The 16,696-nt window shown below is 70.2% G+C and carries 14 protein-coding genes; 10 read left to right on the top strand and 4 right to left on the bottom strand.

The window, feature by feature from the left end; all coding sequences use genetic code 11:
- The first annotated feature begins 14 nt into the window (after window positions 1–14).
- Window positions 15–2,348, top strand: a complete 2,334-nt coding sequence (purL, locus tag GV015_RS07305; RefSeq protein ID WP_085511863.1) for a phosphoribosylformylglycinamidine synthase subunit PurL — start codon at window positions 15–17, stop codon at window positions 2,346–2,348.
- Between the two features lie 210 nt (window positions 2,349–2,558).
- Here purL and GV015_RS07300 read toward each other — a convergent pair whose 3' ends face one another.
- Window positions 2,559–2,999, bottom strand: coding sequence for an FCD domain-containing protein (locus tag GV015_RS07300; protein WP_159877654.1), 441 nt, complete (start codon window positions 2,997–2,999; stop codon window positions 2,559–2,561).
- A gap of 182 nt (window positions 3,000–3,181) precedes the next feature.
- Here GV015_RS07300 and GV015_RS07295 point away from each other — a divergent pair, with 182 nt between their 5' ends.
- Window positions 3,182–3,868, top strand: a complete 687-nt coding sequence (locus GV015_RS07295; RefSeq protein ID WP_159877652.1) for a GntR family transcriptional regulator — start codon at window positions 3,182–3,184, stop codon at window positions 3,866–3,868.
- Window positions 3,869–4,005: 137 nt separating this feature from the next.
- Window positions 4,006–4,671, top strand: a complete 666-nt coding sequence (gene pnuC / locus GV015_RS07290) for a nicotinamide riboside transporter PnuC (RefSeq protein WP_159877650.1) — start codon at window positions 4,006–4,008, stop codon at window positions 4,669–4,671.
- Here the strand turns inward: pnuC and GV015_RS07285 are convergent.
- Together GV015_RS07285 and GV015_RS07280 are read right to left on the bottom strand one after the other, a co-directional pair.
- A complete protein-coding gene (locus GV015_RS07285; protein ID WP_159877648.1) occupies window positions 4,602–5,873 on the bottom strand; it encodes a cell wall metabolism sensor histidine kinase WalK in 1,272 nt (423 codons plus the stop codon). The genes pnuC and GV015_RS07285 overlap by 70 nt on opposite strands.
- Window positions 5,874–5,935: 62 nt before the next feature.
- Complete coding sequence (locus GV015_RS07280; protein ID WP_159877646.1) at window positions 5,936–6,598, bottom strand: response regulator transcription factor; 663 nt, start codon at window positions 6,596–6,598, stop codon at window positions 5,936–5,938.
- Window positions 6,599–6,793: 195 nt separating this feature from the next.
- Here GV015_RS07280 and GV015_RS07275 point away from each other — a divergent pair, with 195 nt between their 5' ends.
- From GV015_RS07275 to GV015_RS07255, 5 genes are all read left to right on the top strand, one after another.
- Window positions 6,794–7,324, top strand: a complete 531-nt coding sequence (locus tag GV015_RS07275; protein WP_159877644.1) for a hypothetical protein — start codon at window positions 6,794–6,796, stop codon at window positions 7,322–7,324.
- Window positions 7,321–8,385, top strand: a complete 1,065-nt coding sequence (locus GV015_RS07270; protein WP_159877642.1) for a peptidoglycan-binding protein — start codon at window positions 7,321–7,323, stop codon at window positions 8,383–8,385. The genes GV015_RS07275 and GV015_RS07270 overlap by 4 nt, the downstream gene beginning before the upstream one ends.
- Complete coding sequence (locus GV015_RS07265) at window positions 8,382–9,113, top strand: ABC transporter ATP-binding protein (RefSeq protein ID WP_159877640.1); 732 nt, start codon at window positions 8,382–8,384, stop codon at window positions 9,111–9,113. The genes GV015_RS07270 and GV015_RS07265 overlap by 4 nt, the downstream gene beginning before the upstream one ends.
- Window positions 9,110–10,321 carry an ABC transporter permease gene (locus GV015_RS07260; RefSeq protein ID WP_159877638.1) on the top strand — a complete coding sequence of 404 codons (1,212 nt, stop codon included), beginning with the start codon at window positions 9,110–9,112 and terminating at the stop codon, window positions 10,319–10,321. The genes GV015_RS07265 and GV015_RS07260 overlap by 4 nt, the downstream gene beginning before the upstream one ends.
- Window positions 10,322–10,407: 86 nt before the next feature.
- On the top strand, window positions 10,408–10,863 hold the full coding sequence (locus GV015_RS07255; protein ID WP_159877636.1) for a VOC family protein: 456 nt from the start codon (window positions 10,408–10,410) through the stop codon (window positions 10,861–10,863).
- Between the two features lie 2 nt (window positions 10,864–10,865).
- On the opposite strand, the gene GV015_RS07250 is transcribed toward GV015_RS07255, so the two are convergent.
- Window positions 10,866–11,552 (bottom strand): TetR/AcrR family transcriptional regulator, encoded by a 687-nt coding sequence (locus GV015_RS07250; protein ID WP_159877634.1) that lies wholly within the window; start codon window positions 11,550–11,552, stop codon window positions 10,866–10,868.
- A 151-nt stretch (window positions 11,553–11,703) separates the two neighbouring features.
- Between GV015_RS07250 and GV015_RS07245 the strand changes: the two genes are divergently transcribed.
- Both GV015_RS07245 and GV015_RS07240 read left to right on the top strand, forming a co-directional pair.
- Window positions 11,704–14,553 carry an MMPL family transporter gene (locus GV015_RS07245; protein ID WP_159877632.1) on the top strand — a complete coding sequence of 950 codons (2,850 nt, stop codon included), beginning with the start codon at window positions 11,704–11,706 and terminating at the stop codon, window positions 14,551–14,553.
- Window positions 14,550–16,664 (top strand): YhgE/Pip domain-containing protein, encoded by a 2,115-nt coding sequence (locus GV015_RS07240; protein WP_159877630.1) that lies wholly within the window; start codon window positions 14,550–14,552, stop codon window positions 16,662–16,664. The genes GV015_RS07245 and GV015_RS07240 overlap by 4 nt, the downstream gene beginning before the upstream one ends.
- The last annotated feature ends 32 nt before the right edge of the window (window positions 16,665–16,696 follow it).

Raw genomic sequence — 16,696 nt, 5'->3', positions numbered from 1 at the left:
GGAGTCCTGCCCTCGTGACGACCACCACCCCCACCAGCTCCGCCGTCGCCGACACCGTCGAGAACGCCGTCGCGACACCGGACCGAGAGCAGCCCTACGGCGCCCTCGGCCTGAAGGCCGACGAGTACGCGAAGATCCGCGAGATCCTCGGCCGTCGTCCCACGAGCGGCGAGCTCGCCATGTACTCGGTCATGTGGAGCGAGCACTGCTCCTACAAGTCCAGCAAGATCTACCTGCGCCAGTTCGGCCAGAAGGTCACCGACGACATGAAGAAGAACCTCATGGTCGGCATGGGCGAGAACGCCGGCGTCATCGACGTCGGCGAGGGCTGGGCCGTGACCTTCAAGGTCGAGAGCCACAACCACCCCTCCTACATCGAGCCCTTCCAGGGTGCGGCCACGGGCGTCGGCGGCATCGTCCGCGACATCATCTCGATGGGTGCCCGACCGGTCGCCATCATGGACCAGCTCCGCTTCGGCGACATCGACCACCCCGACACCGCGCGCGTCGTGCACGGTGTCACCGCCGGCATCTCCTCCTACGGCAACTGCCTGGGCCTGCCGAACATCGGTGGCGAGACCTACTTCGACAAGGTGTACCAGGGCAACCCGCTCGTCAACGCCCTGTCGGTCGGTGTCCTGCGTCACGAGGACCTCCGCCTCGCCAACGCCTCGGGCGTCGGCAACAAGATCGTCCTCTTCGGTGCCCGCACCGGTGGCGACGGCATCGGCGGCGCCTCCATCCTCGCGTCCGACTCCTTCGACGCGAACGGCCCGACGAAGCGTCCGGCCGTCCAGGTCGGCGACCCGTTCGCCGAGAAGGTGCTCATCGAGTGCTGTCTCGAGCTCTACCGCGACAGCCTCGTCGAGGGCATCCAGGACCTCGGTGCCGCCGGCATCTCCTGCGCCACGAGTGAGCTCGCGGCCAACGGCGACGGCGGCATGTTCGTCGAGCTGTCGCACGTGCTGCTGCGCGACCCCTCGCTGACGCCCGAGGAGATCCTCATGTCGGAGTCGCAGGAGCGCATGATGGCCGTCGTCGAGCCGGGCAAGCTCGACGCCTTCCTCGCCGTCACCGACAAGTGGGACGTCGAGACCTCGGTGCTCGGTGAGGTCACCGACACCGGCCGCCTCGTCATCAACTGGCACGGCGAGGAGATCGTGAACGTCGACCCCTCGACCGTCGCGGTCGACGGCCCGGTCTATGAGCGCCCGGTCGCGTACCCCACCTGGATCGACGCCCTGCAGGCCGACTCCGCGTCGGCCCTCCCCCGCACGGACGCCCCTGCCGAGCTGGAGCAGCAGTTCCGCTCACTCCTCGGCTCGGCGAACCTCGCCGACAAGAGCTGGATCACCAACCAGTACGACTACTACGTCATGGGCAACACGGCGCTGTCCTTCCCCGACGACGGCGGCATGATCCGTGTCGACGAGGAGTCCGGCCTCGGCTTCGCCATCGCAACCGACGCGAACGGCCGCTACTGCCAGCTCGACCCGCGCCAGGGTGCACAGCTCGCGCTCGCGGAGGCCTACCGCAACGTCGCCGTCACCGGTGCCGTCCCGGCCGCCGTCACCGACTGCCTGAACTTCGGCTCGCCGGAGAACCCCGAGGTCATGTGGCAGTTCTCCGAGGCCGTCGCCGGCCTGTCGGACGCCTGCCTCGAGCTCGGCGTGCCGGTCACCGGCGGCAACGTGTCGTTCTACAACCAGACGGGCGACGTCCCGATCTTCCCGACGCCCGTCGTCGGCGTCCTCGGCGTGATCGACGACGTCGCGCGCCGCATCCCGAGCGGATGGCAGGACGAGGGCGACAACCTCTACCTCCTCGGCACCACGTCACTCGAGCTCGACGGCTCCGCCTGGGCCGGGACGATCCACGACCACCTCGGTGGCCTGCCGCCGAAGGTCGACCTCGCCGGCGAGAAGACGCTGGCCGAGCTGCTGCACGCCGCAGCTAAGGAGGGCCTCGTGTCCTCCGCCCACGACCTCTCCGACGGTGGTCTCGCCCAGGCGCTCGCAGAGAGCGTCATGCGCTTCGGTGTCGGTGCCCGGGTGTTCCTCGGCGAGCTGCTCACGCGCGACGGCGTCGACCTCACGACGGCGCTCTTCTCCGAGTCCACCGGACGCGTCATCGTCTCGGTGCCGCGCGAGGACGACGTCAAGTTCCAGGGTCTGTGCGAGGGCCGCGGCTACCCGGTGCTCCGCATCGGCGTGACCGACGCCTCGGCCGTCGGCGACGCGACCGAGCCCGCCCTCGAGATCCAGGACGTCCTGACCATCCCGGTCTCCGAACTGCGTCGGGTGTCCAAAAGCGTCCTCCCCGAGCGGTTCGGCCCGGTCATCGGCTGAGCGACCCGCCTCCACACAGCCCCTGCGCCCGACGGCGTGGGGGCTGTGTCGTTTCTGGATGGGGTTCGAGACGCCGGGTGGGCGGATACCCGAAACCCACCCACCCGACTCACCACCGGGCGCTCGAGCCAGGAACCCGAATGTCCTGACCGGCGTCTCCGGCAGTGGTGTCGCAAGCGACGACTTCAGCATATCAGCATTTGGAATGCTTCACGGAAGCGTCGCGGCCATGCCCCACAGTCGTTCCACGGCCAGTTCCGCGGCGATCGCGTCCCCCTCCGCGACCGCGTCCCGGAGGATCGGGAAGTCCACCGCGAGTGACGGCCAATCGAGCCAGTCGGTGTCGGCGGTGACCTCGAGTTGCGGCGAGAGCAGCGCGAGTGCGTCGCGAGCGGTCGTGACCAGGATGCGATTCGGGCAGAGGGCGACGAGATGGTCCATGAGCGGCCACGAGAGCTCGGCGTAGGCGACCGGGTCCTGCAAGCCGATCACTCGCGACACCTCGTCCAGCTCGGCGACGAGCGCCGCTCGGTCGGCGTCCTCGAGGACGGGCACGGTCACCCGCGTCACGCCGCCCAGCAGCGCCCCGAGCGTCTGGAAGAGATGGATCCGCCGATGGCGGGGCCTGCTGGCCGTCGAGTCCGTCGACATGCGTCCCACCTTCCTGCCGCTCCGGGGTGCGCCCGTGCGCGCCAGGATAGCAAGGCCCGGCGCACTCGGCTGCACCTGTGCATCCGGCATGTTCACCAACACATGAGGCACAAAACTATCCAACACACCTTGGATATCGGTATTCTGAACTGGTCATATCCCAGCTCGACGATCGGAGTCCCATGCCTGTTCCCAAAACCGTCGAGACGAGCCCTCGGAAGCTCCTGCGCGACATCGTCTTCGAGCAGCTCCTGACCGCGATCGAGGACGGCACCCTCGAGCCCGGCGAGCGCCTCAACGACGAAGAGCTCGAGAAGTGGCTCGGCGTCTCGAGGACCCCGATCCGCGAAGCGATCAGCAAGCTCGCCGACATCGGACTGGTCGAGACCGCACCGCAGCGGTACACCCGAGTCGCGAAACCCACCGCCGAGCAGTACGCCGAAGCACTGCGCCTCCTGAACGGCTTCCACGAGCTCAGCGCACGGTGGAGCATCCCGCAGTTCACCGACGAGGACGTCGCGGCGTTCCGCGAGCTCGGCGACGCGGTGCTCGCGGACATCGAGGCGCGTGACAAGCACGTCCTCCGGTCGTCCTCCGCCTTCGCCGACTTCATGGTCGAGCGTTCGGGCAACTCGCTGCTGCAGCAGGTCGCCCGTCAGATGAACACCCGGGTGACCTACACCTCGCTGCCGACGATCGACTTCTTCCAGTGGGACATCTTCGCCGCGTACGTCACCGGGCTGGTCGCGGCCGCCGAGGCACGCAGCGCCGAGGACGCCGAGCGCGTCATGCGCAAGCAGGCCGCGGCCACCGACGCCTTCCTCGAGCAGGTCATCGCCGCCGGTGGAGGACTGCCCGCCGCGAGCTAGCCGGCGAACAGGGCCATCGAGCCGCAGAGCGTCACAGAGCCGCCTCCCGATCGGGAGGCGGCTCTGCACGTTGTACGGTGGACCGTCGGTCGCGTGACCGCGCATCATCTGGCAACGGACCCGATCGGAGCACTGCAGTGGGGATCCTCCTCTGGCTCTTCGACGCGACGTTCAGGGTCGGCGACCAGGTGGTCCTCTGGCGGGAGGTCGTCGGCAACCTGTTCGGCCTGGCGAGCGCCCTCGGCGGCATGCGTCGCCGTGCCTGGGCCTGGCCCGTCGGCATCATCGGCAACGCACTCCTCCTGACCGTCTTCCTCGGCGCGGTCTTCCACACGCCGAACCCGACCAACCTCCTCGGGCAGGCGGGCCGCCAGCTCATGTTCATCGTCGTGTCGGTCTACGGCTGGGTGCAGTGGCGGCGGGTCGAGCGGGTCGAGACGACGACCGGTCCGGTCGCCGTGATCCGGCCCCGCTGGGCCGGGTGGCGGGTGAGACTCGTCCTCGTCGGCCTCCTGCTCGGCGGCACGCTGGTCCTGATCCCCGTCTTCCGGGCACTCGGCTCCTACGAGCCGGTCTGGGCCGACGCCTGGATCTTCATGGGCTCCCTGCTCGCGACCTGGGGGATGGCGAAACGCTGGGTGGAGTTCTGGCTCATCTGGGTCGCGGTCGACCTGGTCGGCGTCCCGCTCCTGTTCGGCGCCGGGTACTGGGTCTCGGCGTCGATGTACCTGTTCTACGGGGCGTTCACCCTCGCCGGATTCTTCGTGTGGGCACGGGGCGAGCGCGTCGTCACGGCGCGCTGAGCTGACGCCTCGGTGCCGGCGTCCGGGTCGCTCGGCGGGAACGTGACCGTCACCACCAGCCCGCCCTCCGACCGCGCGGTGAGCTCGAGCGAAGCCCCGTGCACCTCGGCGATGCTCTCCGCGATGGCGAGTCCGAGCCCACGTGACCGCTCCGGTCCGCGCGCGACCCGGCCGCCGGCGCGATAGAACGGTTCGGTGAGCCTCGCGACCACGTCCGCCGGGATCGACTCCCCGGAGTTCTCGACCCGGAGGACCACCGCGCCGCCCGCGGGACCGCCCGACCGGCGCACCGAGACCCGCACGAAGCCGCCGTCGACGTTGTGCCGGACGGCGTTCTGCAGGAGGTTGCCGCACAGCTGGTGCAGCATGGCCTCGTCGCCCCAGACCGCGAGGTCCTGCACCTCGGCCGTGCAGTCGAGCCCGCGCGCTCGAGCCGCGGAGGCGGCGGCGACGCAGGCCTCGGAAGCCAGCTCTCCGAGTGCCACGGTCTCACCCCGCAGCTCCGAGTGCTCGAGGTCGGCGAGGTCGAGGACGGCCTCGACGGTCTGGATGCTGCGCGTGTTCGTCTCACGGAGCCGGGCGATCAGTCCCCTGAAGGTCTCGTCGTCGAGGTCGTCGCTGGTCGCCGCGACGTCGAGCATCGCCTGGGTCGTCGCGAGCGGGGTCCGCAGCTCGTGCGAGGCGTTCGCCGCGAACCGTTGGTGGGCGCGGAACGACCGGTCGAGCCGGTCGAGCATGTGGTCGAAGGTGTCGGAGAGGTCGGTGATCTCGTCCCGCGGGCCGGCGAGGGCGACCCGATGGTCGAACGATCCGGTCGCCGCCCGCTGCGCGGCCACGTTGATCTCGTGCAGCGGACGCAGCAGCCGGCCCGACAGGATCCAGCCGCCCCACGCGCTCGCCGCGGCGAGGATGACGAGCACGATGAGCGACCAGACGAGGAGGGTGTTCAGGATGTCACTCTGGTCCGAGACGACGAGTGCCGCTGCACCGTTCGCCGAGGTCAGCCCCTCGGCCAGCTGGTAGGTGGCCGCCCCGGCGACCTCGCTCGGCACGGTCGCCCGCCAACGGGTCGCGCCGTCCATGGCCGCATCGGCCCGCACCGCGGTGATCGCGTACGTCGGGACGTACCGCATGAAGGCGTAGATGAGCGCGAGCATGATCGAGCCGGCGACGGTGAACAGCAGCGCGTACGTCAGCGTCAAGCGCATACGCACTGTCAAGCGGTTCGGGCGGCTGAGCAACCCCGCGGCGTCGGAACGGGGCATCAGTCGCCCTCGATCCGATAGCCCGCGCCCGGGACGGTCGTGATCACCCACGGCGAGCCGAGGCGTCGGCGGAGGTTCGAGATGGTCACCCGGATGGTGTTCGTGAAGGGGTCGACGTTCTCGTCCCAGGCCTTCTCGAGGAGGGTCTCGGCGCTGACGACCCCGCCGTCGGCGAGCAGCAGCTGCTCGAGGACCGCGAACTCCTTCCGCGAGAGCTTCACGTACACGCCGTCGCGGAAGACCTCTCGACGGAACGGGTCGAGTCGCACTCCGGCGCGCTCGAGGACCGGAGGGCGCGACTCCGCCGTGCGCCGGGCGAGCGCGCGGAGCCTGGCCACGAGCTCTGGGAACTCGAACGGCTTCGCGAGGTAGTCGTCTGCTCCGAGCCCCAGTCCCGACACCTTGTCATCGAGACGGCGAGCAGCGGTGAGCATCATGATCCGGACACCGGGGTGCCCGACGACGACTTGCCGACAGACGTCGTCACCGTGGGTGCCCGGCAGGTCCCGGTCGAGGAGCAGGACGTCGTAGTCGTTGATCGTGAGCGCCTCGAGGGCTGCGTCGCCATCGTGGACGAGGTCGGCGGCGATGGCCTCCTGGCGGAGACCGGCTCGGATCGCCTCGGCCAGATAGACCTCGTCCTCGGCAACCAGGACGCGCATGGGGGTTCCTCTCGGGTGGGGTGGGGTGGTGATGACACGGGGAGCGTACGGAGGCCGGTCGAGCATCCCCCGAATGTCGGTTATCTATGCTCCCGGGCCGCATGTTCAGAGAACGTCAACGTTTTCCTTGACGCCCGGGCAACGCGCCGCCGAGTGGACTGGTCGTCACCAGTCAGCCCACCCAGAGGAGTGCAGATGTCCGACACCGCCACCGCCCGTTTCACCCGCCGCCCGTTCGGCACGCTCGCCGCACTGATCGCCATCCCGATCCTCGTGGGATCGTTGGCCGCGTGCGCATCGGGCTCACCGGGATCCGAGTCCGGCTCGAAGACGCCGTCCACGGTTCAGAGCTTCGAGGACTGGCAGCTCGCCTTCGCCTCCTGCATGCGCGACGAGGGCGTGGACATGCCCGACCCCAGCAAGGACGGCTCAGGTGCCGCGATCAGTCTCGGCGACGCGGACCAGGAAGCCTTCACGGCTGCGTCCAAGACGTGCACCGACAAGCTCGGCGCCCCGCCCGCACCGTCGGGCGGCGATGTGCCCGTCTCGGACCGGTTCGACGAGCAGCTCCAGATGGCCGAATGCTTCCGAGAGAACGGCATCGACGTCCCCGACCCGGTCAAGGGCGAGGCGATGAGCATTCCGAGCGACGTCCCTGAAGACGTACTCGACGCCTGCGGACTCGACCTGAGCAACAGCAGTTCACTCGGTTCGACCGGCCGATGAGCGCCCGTCGTCGAATCATCGCAGCCCTCTGCGTCGGCGCCGTCCTGATCTCGGGCGGCGCCGTCGCGAGCATCGCGATGCTCTCCTCCGCCGAGGCGTCCAACCAGGAGGAGCCGTCGAACACCGTCCGGACGGGCACCGCGCCGATCACGACTGGTGACCTGGCCGGTACGACCCAGGCCACGGGCACGCTCGACTACGCCGACCAGCGGACCATCGGTGGCGGAGCCGGCATCGTCACGGCGGTACCGGCCCCCGGCAGCACGGTAGCGCTCGGCGGCACCCTCTACGCCGTCGACAACGTTCCGGTGACGCTCCTCCACGGGCCGCTCCCCGCTTGGCGGGCGTTCGAGTCGGGCATGGGCGACGGGCCGGACGTCCAGCAGCTGGAACAGAGCCTCGCGGCGCTCGGGTACTTCGACCGCGAACCGGACGGTGAGTTCGCCGCGTCGACGGCGCGCGCCATCGAGCGCTGGCAGAAAGCCCTCGGCGTCGAGGAGACCGGACGCCTGGAGCTCGGATCGATCGTCTTCATGCCGGGCGACGTCCGGATCGCATCGGTCGACGCCGCGGTCGGCACCGCCGCATCCGACAAGGTCGTCACCGTGTCATCCCTGAACAAGCGCATCGACGTCCCGCTGAAGCTCGCGGATCAGCGTCTCGGTGTCGTCGGGACCAAGGTCGACGTCAACCTCCCCGGCGGACAGCGGACCACCGGCACGGTCACCGACGTCGGCGTCCCGACCGAGTCGGATGCGGACGGACAGAAGAAGGTCACGATCCCGGTCGGCATCACGCTCGACGATCCGGCGGCCGCAGCCGAGCTGCAGCGCGCGACCGTGACGGTGGGCTTCCCGACGGAACGACGCGAGAACGTCCTCTCCGTCCCGGTGGAAGCGCTCATCGCGATCGACGACGAGACCTTCGGCGTCGAGGTCGTCGAGGGGAAGGGGAAGCGCCGTCAGGTCCCCGTCACGACGGGCCTGTTCGCCGATGGTCGCGTCGAGGTCTCGGGTGACGGCATCCGCGAGGGCCTCGACGTCGTGGTGCCGGTCTCATGACCGACGCCGCGACGACATCGGCAGCGGTACCGCCACCGCCGGCCGGACCGCCGATCATCCACCTCGAGGGGGTCACCCGTGAGTACGGCGAGCCACCCACCCTCGCGCTCGCGGGCGTCGACCTGACGATCGATGAGGGCGAGTTCGTCGCCATCGTCGGGCCGAGCGGCTCCGGCAAGTCGACGATGCTCAACCTCATCGGGACCCTCGACCGGCCCACCGGCGGAACCGCCCGCATCGCGGGCTCGGACGTCGGACGCCTCTCCGATGCGAGGCTCTCGGCCCTCCGTGCGTACCGCATCGGCTTCGTCTTCCAGCAGTTCCACCTGGCCGACGGCTCGACCACGGTCGACAACGTCGCCGACGGCCTCATCTACGCAGGGGTCCCCCGAGCCGAGCGCCGCCGCCGAGCGGTCGTCGCCCTCGAACGCGTCGGCCTCGGACACCGTCTCGGACACCGCCCGACGCAGCTCTCCGGTGGTGAACGCCAACGTGTCGCGATCGCGCGCGCCGTGGTCGGTGACCCGCCGCTGCTCCTCGCCGACGAGCCCACCGGCAACCTGGACTCCGTGTCCGGGGCGAGCATCGTCGAACTGCTGCACGAACTCCACGCAGCGGGCACGACCATCGTCGTGATCACGCACGACGCCGAACTCGCCGCGCGACTCCCCCGCCAGGTGGCGATCCGCGACGGCCGCATCGTGAGCGACTCGGGGCGGGCCGCATGAACGAGCACCGCGTGCACCCCGACCACGACCGCCGCTCTCGGTTGCTCGGTCGCGACGTCCTCCGGCTCGGGACCACGGGCCTCCGGGCGCGCCCGACGCGCGCCGTCCTCTCCGCGTTGGGGATCGCGATCGGCATCGCGGCGATGATCGCGGTCGTCGGCATCTCCTCGTCCAGTCAGGCGAAACTGCAGGCGCAGCTCTCGGCTCTCGGGACGAACCTGCTGACCGTCCGACCGGGCCAGAACCTCTTCGGCGAGGCGGCGACCCTGCCCGCGAACACCGTCGGCAAAGTGGGGCTGGTCGACGGTGTGGAACGGGCCGGCTCGGCCGCCGTGCTGAACGGCGTGCTCGTCTACCGCAGCAGTCTCATCGACCGGGCGTCGAGCGGCGGACTCGGCGCGGCAGCGGTGACGGAGAGCCTGCTGGACGTCGTGGGCGGCACCCTCGCCACCGGGGAGTGGCTGAACCGGGCGACCGGGAGCTACCCCGCCGTCGTCCTGGGGTCGAAGGCCGCGGAACGGCTCGGGATCGCGACGGTCGGCTCGATGATCCAGCTCGGCGATCAGTACTTCACCGTGGTGGGCATCCTGGATCCGCTCGACCTCGCCCCGGAACTCGACACCACGGCGATGATCGGCGAGACCGTCGCCGCCGAACGTCTCGGGTACGACGGCAAACCGACGACGGTGTACGAACGGTCCTCCGACGAGCGCGTCGAGGCCGTCCGTGAGCTCCTCCCCCGCACCGTGAACCCGGCGGCGCCCGAGGAGGCCGAGGTCTCCAGGCCGTCGGACGCCCTCGCCGCCAAGCAGGCCGCCGATCAAGCCTTCACCGGCCTCCTCCTCGGACTCGGTTCGGTCGCCCTGCTCGTCGGTGGCATCGGTGTCGCGAACACGATGGTCATCTCGGTCTTGGAACGACGACGCGAGATCGGTCTCCGTCGCGCCCTCGGGGCGACGCGGGGCCACATCCGGTCCCAGTTCCTCACCGAGGCGCTCCTGCTCTCCGCCCTCGGCGGGGTCGCAGGCGCCGCACTCGGCACCGGCGTCACGAGTGTCGTCGCCGCACTGAACGACTGGCCGACCGCCGTGCCGCCCGAGGTGCTGCTCGCGGGCATCGGCTCCACCCTCCTGATCGGGGCGATCGCCGGCCTCTACCCGGCGATCCGGGCGGCCAGGACGCCACCGACCTCAGCCCTCAGCGGCTGAGTCGGGGCCGCCGCCTGACTGCTCCGACGTGGGCCCGTTCCAGGAGACCCTGGATCGGGCCCGCGCGGCCGGGTAGCGTGCAGCCCATGGACATCAGACTCGAGAACGTCGGGATCGCGGTCCGCGACCTCGAGGCGACGATCGCCTTCTTCACCGACCTCGGCCTCACCGTGGTCGGCCGCGACACGGTGAGCGGCGAGTGGGCCGACACGGCCGTGGGCCTCGACGGCAACCACGCCAGGATCGCCATGTTGCAGACCCCGGACGGTCACGGTCGCCTCGAACTCTTCGAGTACCTCCACCCGGCAGCGATCGAGACGGAGCCGACGCGTCCGAACGAGATCGGCATGCACCGGGTCGCGTTCGCCGTCGACGACATCGACGAGGCGCTGGCGATCGCCGCACGCCACGGCTGCCATCCGCTCCGCGGTGTGGCGGACTACCAGGGCGTGTACAAGCTCAGCTACGTGCGCGGACCGAGCGGCATCATCGTCATGCTGGCCCAGGCGCTGCAGCCGGATCGAGCCGGCGAGTCGGCCTGACGTCAGTCGGTGATCGACTCCGTGAGGGCGCGGACGATGGCCGGGAGCGTGCGCATCGCGAGCTCGCGCGGTGAGCCCTCGTCGCCGTCCGGGTCCATGAGCACGGCCGTCTGGATGGCCGACTCGTAGAGGGCGACGACGATGTTCGCGATGTCGGGCGTCGGGATCGTGAACCGGACGTGTGCGAGTCCGGCCGCCTGGTCGAGCCATGCGGCGAGCTGCTGACCCGCACTCTCCTGGTGCTGGAGGTAGCGGGCTGCGACGTCGGCGTCGCGCATCGCCAGCATCCGGAACTCCGACTGCACGAGGCACCAGCGGCGGTCGTCCGGCTGGAGCTCGAGGAAGGCACGGATCAGGGCCTCGAGCGAGCCCTCGGTGTAGCGGCCCGCCGCATCGAGGAGCGACGGGCTGACCGCCTGCAGTCCGGCCTCCAGACGATCGAGTCGGAGCTGGTTCTCGCGTGACTCGAGGGCGAAGAACAGCTCCTCCTTCGAGTCGAAGTTGGAGTAGAAGGCGCCGCGGGTGAAGCCCGCGCGCTCACTGATCTGCTCGACCGACGCCGCGTGCACGCCGAACTCGGCGAAGACCTCGTAGGCGGCGTCGACGAGTCGCTCGCGCGTCCGCTGCCGACGCGCAGACTCGACCGGCGCTTCGTCGCTCGGGGACTCGACCGCTTCGTGCACGCGCATCCTGACACCTTACTGACAGCTCGACCGACTTCTTGCCGATACACCACTGTATCCAATACAGTCGTGTATCGGATACACCGCTGTATCGATCCTGTCCGAACATCTCCGTCGGCTCGCCTGCAAGCAGCGCCGACCTCTTTAGGAGCGACGCGTGTCCTCACTGCTCTACACCCTCGGCCGCTGGGCGTTCGGCGCCCGCAAGCTCGTGCTGATCCTCTGGATCGCCGTGCTCGCCCTCGCCGGTGGCGGCGCGCTGCTCTTCAATCAGGGGACCGACAACGCCTTCTCCATCCCCGGCACGGAGTCGCAGGAGGCGCTCGACTCGCTCGACCACACCTTCCCGCAGGTGGCCGGTGCCTCGGCGCAGATCATCGTCGTCGCACCGAAGGGCGACACCGTCGAGGACGCCGGGGTCCGGTCGGCGATCGACGACGCCGTCACCGCCCTGGGCGACATCGGGCAGGTCGAGCAGGCGGTCTCCCCCTTCGACGAGAACGTGACGGGGGCGGTCTCGGAGGATCAGCGGGCGGCGCTCATCTCGATCCAGTTCGACGGCGCGCAGACCGACATCACCGCCGCCACGATCAGCGACGTCGAGGACGCGGAGGCGAGCCTCGCGAAGGCCCTCCCGGCCGGCGCCGAGTCGTCCCTCGGCGGGCAGCTCTTCAGCAACAGCCTGCCGACGTTGAGTGTCATCGAGCTCGTCGGCGTGGTCGTCGCGCTCGTCGTCCTCATCCTCACCTTCGGCTCCTTCCTCGCCGCTGGCATGCCGCTCATCACCGCACTGCTCGGGGTCGGCATCTCGATGGCGCTCATCTTCGTGGCGACGGTCTTCGGACCGATCTCCTCCACGACACCGATGCTCGCGCTCATGCTCGGCCTGGCCGTCGGCATCGACTACGCGCTGTTCATCATCTCGAGACACCAGGACGGCCTGCGCAGCGGGCTCGACCCGGCCGAATCAGCTGCCAGGGCGACCGCCACGGCCGGCTCCGCCGTCATCTTCGCGGGCCTCACGGTCATCATCGCCCTGCTCGGGCTGGCGGTCGCGAACATCCCGTTCCTCACGACGATGGGTGTCGCCGCGGCTGTCGGTGTCGCGATCGCGGTCGTCATCTCGCTCACCCTCATCCCGGCCATGCTCGGCTTCGCCGGCGAACGCCTCCGGCCCAAGGCGAGGCCTGCCAGCAAGCGCGCGGCGGCTCGGGGCGCTGCCGCTGAGCACCACCACGCGGTCCCTGAGCTTGTCGAAGGGCAGCAGGACTCGGTCCCTGAGCCGCACACCGCGGTCCCTGAGCCTGTCGAAGGGCACCCCAACCGCTTCTTCCTCGGCTGGGTGCGCGGCGTCACGCGTCTCCCCATCGTCACGATCGTCGCCGTCGTCGCCGTCTTGGGCGCCCTCGCCATCCCCGCCCTGTCACTCCGACTCGCGCTCCCCGACGCCGGTTCCCTGCCGGAGGGCGACGGAGCCCGCACGACATACGACCTCGTCTCCGAGCACTTCGGTGAGGGCTTCAACGGGCCGCTCATCGTCACCGGCGGCATCGTCGGCAGTACCGACCCGCTCGGACTCATGGCCGACCTCAAGCAGGAGATCGAGGGACTCGACGGCGTCGCCGCCGTCCCGCTCGCCACCCCCAACGCGACGGCCGACACCGGGATCATCCAGGTCATCCCGAGCGGCAGTCCCGACTCCCAGGCGACGAAGGACCTCGTCGCCGAGATCCGAGGACTGCACCAGTACTTCCAGGACGAGTACGACGTCGACCTCCAGGTCACCGGGTTCACGGCCATCGGGATCGACATCTCCGACCGCCTCGGCGGCGCCCTCCTCCCCTTCGGTCTGATCGTCGTCGGCCTGTCGCTCGTGCTCCTGACGATGGTCTTCCGCTCCATCTGGGTGCCGATCAAGGCGACCCTCGGCTACCTGCTGTCGGTCGCCGCGTCGTTCGGCGTCGTGGCCCTCGTCTTCGAGCACGGCGTGTTCGCCGAGGCCCTCCACGTCGCGAGGACCGGTCCGGTGATCAGCTTCATGCCGATCATCCTCATGGGTGTCCTGTTCGGACTCGCGATGGACTACGAGGTCTTCCTCGTCTCCCGGATGCGCGAGGACTTCGTCCATTCGGGACTCGCGAGGCGATCCGTCGAGACCGGCTTCCTCGGCTCGGCGAAGGTCGTCACCGCCGCCGCCGTCATCATGTTCGCGGTCTTCGCCGCCTTCGTGCCGGAGGGCGACACGAACATCAAACCCATCGCCCTGGGGCTCGCGGTCGGCGTCTTCGTCGACGCGTTCATCGTGCGCATGACCCTCGTGCCGGCGGTGCTCGCGCTCCTCGGCGACCACGCCTGGTACCTGCCGAAGTGGCTCGACCGCATCCTGCCGTCCTTCGACGTCGAGGGCGAGGGCCTGCAGCGCGAACTCGAGCTGCGCGAGTGGCGCAACGGTGACGAGGTCGCCATCGCCGCCGCCGGGGTCACCCTGGCCGGTGCGAACGGCCCGCTGTACGAGGACGTCGACACGACGGTCGCCGTCGGTGGCGTGCTCGCGGTGCAGGGCGCGCGCCCGGTTTCGGTCACCGCCCTCCTGCTGACGCTGGCCGGTCGCCTCGAACCCGACCACGGCCGACTCAAGGTCGCCGGTCTGGTCCTGCCGGTCCGCGCCGGGGCCGTCCGGTCCCGCGTCGCGTACGTCCGTCTCGACCACGGCGAACCCGCCGGGACGCTCGCTTCGGCGCTGGCCGAACGCCCGGCCGTCATCGTCCTCGACGGGGTCGACACCGTGCCGGACGACGACACGAGACGCGGACTGTACGAGCACCTCCTGACGGCGACCAGAGCCGCGGAACGCTCGCGTCGGCCGCTCACGATCGTCGTCGGCACCGCGGACGCGTCCTCGCTCGCCGACGTCCTGCCGACCACGGCGCCGGAGGTACTCGACCTCGACCGCGCCGCCACCTCCTCAACTCCCACCGCCATCGCTGAATCGAAGGTCGACGCATGAGCACCATCCTGAACCGCCTCGAACGGGCCCGCTCCGGCAAGGGCATCACGGTCGTCTCGATCATCGGCCTCATCCTCGTGCCGCTCGTCATCGCCGGCGGACTCGTCTGGGCGCTGTGGAACCCGGCGGAACGACTCGGTCAGGTGACCGCCGCCATCGTGAACGACGACAAGCCGGTGACCGTCAACGGCCAGACCGTGCCGCTCGGACGCCAGCTCTCCGCGGGCCTCGTCGACGGCGACCAGAAGACCAACTACACCTGGGTCATCACCGACGCGTCCGACGCGAAGGCGGGCCTCGCCGACGGTTCGTACACGGCCGTCGTGACGATCCCGGAGAACTTCTCGAAGGCGGCGACCTCGTTCTCCGGCGACGCCGCCGACGCCGAGCGCGCCCGCCTCGACGTGACGACGAGCGACCGCAGCAAGCTCGTCGACGACGCCATCTCCCAGACGATCACGCAGACCGCGGCCTCGCTCCTCGGTCGGCAGCTCACCACCACCTACCTCGAGAACGTCTACGTCGGGTTCAACACCCTCCACGACCAGCTCGGCGAGGCCGCCGACGGCGCGAAGCAGCTGTCGACGGGCGGACTCTCGCTCGCGCAGGGTGCGCAGCAACTCGCGAACGGCACCACGCAGCTCGCCACGGGCGCGACGCAGTTGTCGTCGGGTGCGACGCAGCTGAGTGACGGCGTGGATGCGCTGGCCGACGGCGCCACGCAGCTCTCGTCCGGTGCGTCGCAACTGAGCGGCGGAGCGAGCCAGCTCGCCGGTGGTGCCGCGACACTGAACGCCGGGGCGCAGGGTGACGGGACGACCGAGAACCCGGGGCTGGTCGGTGGAGCGGCGGGGATCGCCGGCGGCGCGAACGACGTGTCCGCGGGGCTCGCCGACCTGTCGGCCGGCGCCCAGGGTACCAAGCAGCTCACGGCCGCGGTGGCCGCGCAACTCGCGTCGCTCACCGCCGAGTGCGCTGCGTCCGGAGCTTCCGCGACGTACTGCGCTGACGTCGCGGCGGCGAGTGGACTCGCCACCACGGTCGCGAGCGGCGGACCCGTCGGCGCGGCCACGGACTACCCGGGCACCGCATCACTGGCGGACAGCACCGCCGAGGCCGCCGGTGGTGCGGCCGGTTTGGCGGCAGGAGCGACGCAGTTCTCCTCCAAGATGCCCGCCCTCGTCGAGGGCATTGCGCAGCTCAACGCGGCGGCGGCCCAGATCGCCGCTGGTGCGTCCGGGCTCGCCGACGGCGCCTCCCAGGCCGCCAGCGGCACGGCGCAGTTGCAGACGGGTGCGTCCGCCCTCGCCGACGGTGCCGGTCAAGCGGCCACGGGTACGACCCAGCTCGCCGACGCGTCGAACCAGCTTGCTTCGGGCGCCGGAACGTTGTCCGGCGGGATCACCTCGCTCGCGTCCGGTCTGCAGAGCGCGGTCGACAGCCTGCCGACCTACACGAGCTCCGACCGGCAGACGCTCGCGGACGTCGTCGCCGACCCGGTCTCGGCCGGCGATTCGGCGACGGTGTCCTTCGGCACGAACAGCGCTCCCTTCTACGCCGTCCTCGCCCTCTGGCTGGGTGCGCTCGCGAGCTTCCTCGTGCTGCGGCCGGTCCCCTCGCGGGCGTTCGGGTCCACGCGGTCCTCGTTGCGGCTCGCACTCGGTGCCTTCGTGCCGGCGGGGGCGATCGGGATGCTGCAGGGCCTGCTCGTCGCCGTGATCACCGCACCGCTGCTCGACCTGGACCCCTCCGGGTGGACCGCCTTCGCCGGGATCGCCGTGCTCGCGGGCCTCGTGTTCGCCGCGGCAAACCAAGCCCTCAACGCCCTCTTCGGCGGTGCGGGACGGTTCATCTCGATGATCGTCGCCATCATCGGCCTGGCGACCGGGATCATCGCGACGGTTCCCCAGGTGCTCGACCAGATCCTCACCTTCCTGCCGATCGCACCGGCGCTCGTTGGCCTGCAGGCGATCGCGATCGGCGACACGGGAGCAGCGGCCGGCGTCGTCGGTCTCGTCCTCTGGCTCCTCGGATCGCTTGCCGCGACGACGTTCGCGATCGCCCGGGCGAGGACCACGTCGGTGAAGGCGCTCGTCCCGGCCGCCGCCTGATGCCCGGCGAGAACCCCGCCGGTAGGCTGGGG

This window comes from Plantibacter sp. T3, assembly GCF_902506515.1.
GTDB classification, from domain to species: Bacteria; Actinomycetota; Actinomycetes; order Actinomycetales; family Microbacteriaceae; genus Plantibacter; species Plantibacter auratus.
The sequence above is the reverse complement of the archived record's forward strand: the minus strand, read 5'-3'. Positions and strand labels throughout refer to the sequence as shown.

Excerpts from the sequence above, each read along its gene's own strand:
- GV015_RS07300 (WP_159877654.1), bottom strand. The coding sequence starts at position 2,999 with ATGTCGACGGACTCGACGGCCAGCAGGCCCCGCCATCGGCGGATCCAT.
- GV015_RS07295 (WP_159877652.1), top strand. The coding sequence starts at position 3,182 with ATGCCTGTTCCCAAAACCGTCGAGACGAGCCCTCGGAAGCTCCTGCGC.
- GV015_RS07280 (WP_159877646.1), bottom strand. The coding sequence starts at position 6,598 with ATGCGCGTCCTGGTTGCCGAGGACGAGGTCTATCTGGCCGAGGCGATC.
- GV015_RS07275 (WP_159877644.1), top strand. The coding sequence starts at position 6,794 with ATGTCCGACACCGCCACCGCCCGTTTCACCCGCCGCCCGTTCGGCACG.
- GV015_RS07270 (WP_159877642.1), top strand. The coding sequence starts at position 7,321 with ATGAGCGCCCGTCGTCGAATCATCGCAGCCCTCTGCGTCGGCGCCGTC.
- GV015_RS07265 (WP_159877640.1), top strand. The coding sequence starts at position 8,382 with ATGACCGACGCCGCGACGACATCGGCAGCGGTACCGCCACCGCCGGCC.
- GV015_RS07260 (WP_159877638.1), top strand. The coding sequence starts at position 9,110 with ATGAACGAGCACCGCGTGCACCCCGACCACGACCGCCGCTCTCGGTTG.
- GV015_RS07255 (WP_159877636.1), top strand. The coding sequence starts at position 10,408 with ATGGACATCAGACTCGAGAACGTCGGGATCGCGGTCCGCGACCTCGAG.
- GV015_RS07250 (WP_159877634.1), bottom strand. The coding sequence starts at position 11,552 with ATGCGCGTGCACGAAGCGGTCGAGTCCCCGAGCGACGAAGCGCCGGTC.
- GV015_RS07240 (WP_159877630.1), top strand. The coding sequence starts at position 14,550 with ATGAGCACCATCCTGAACCGCCTCGAACGGGCCCGCTCCGGCAAGGGC.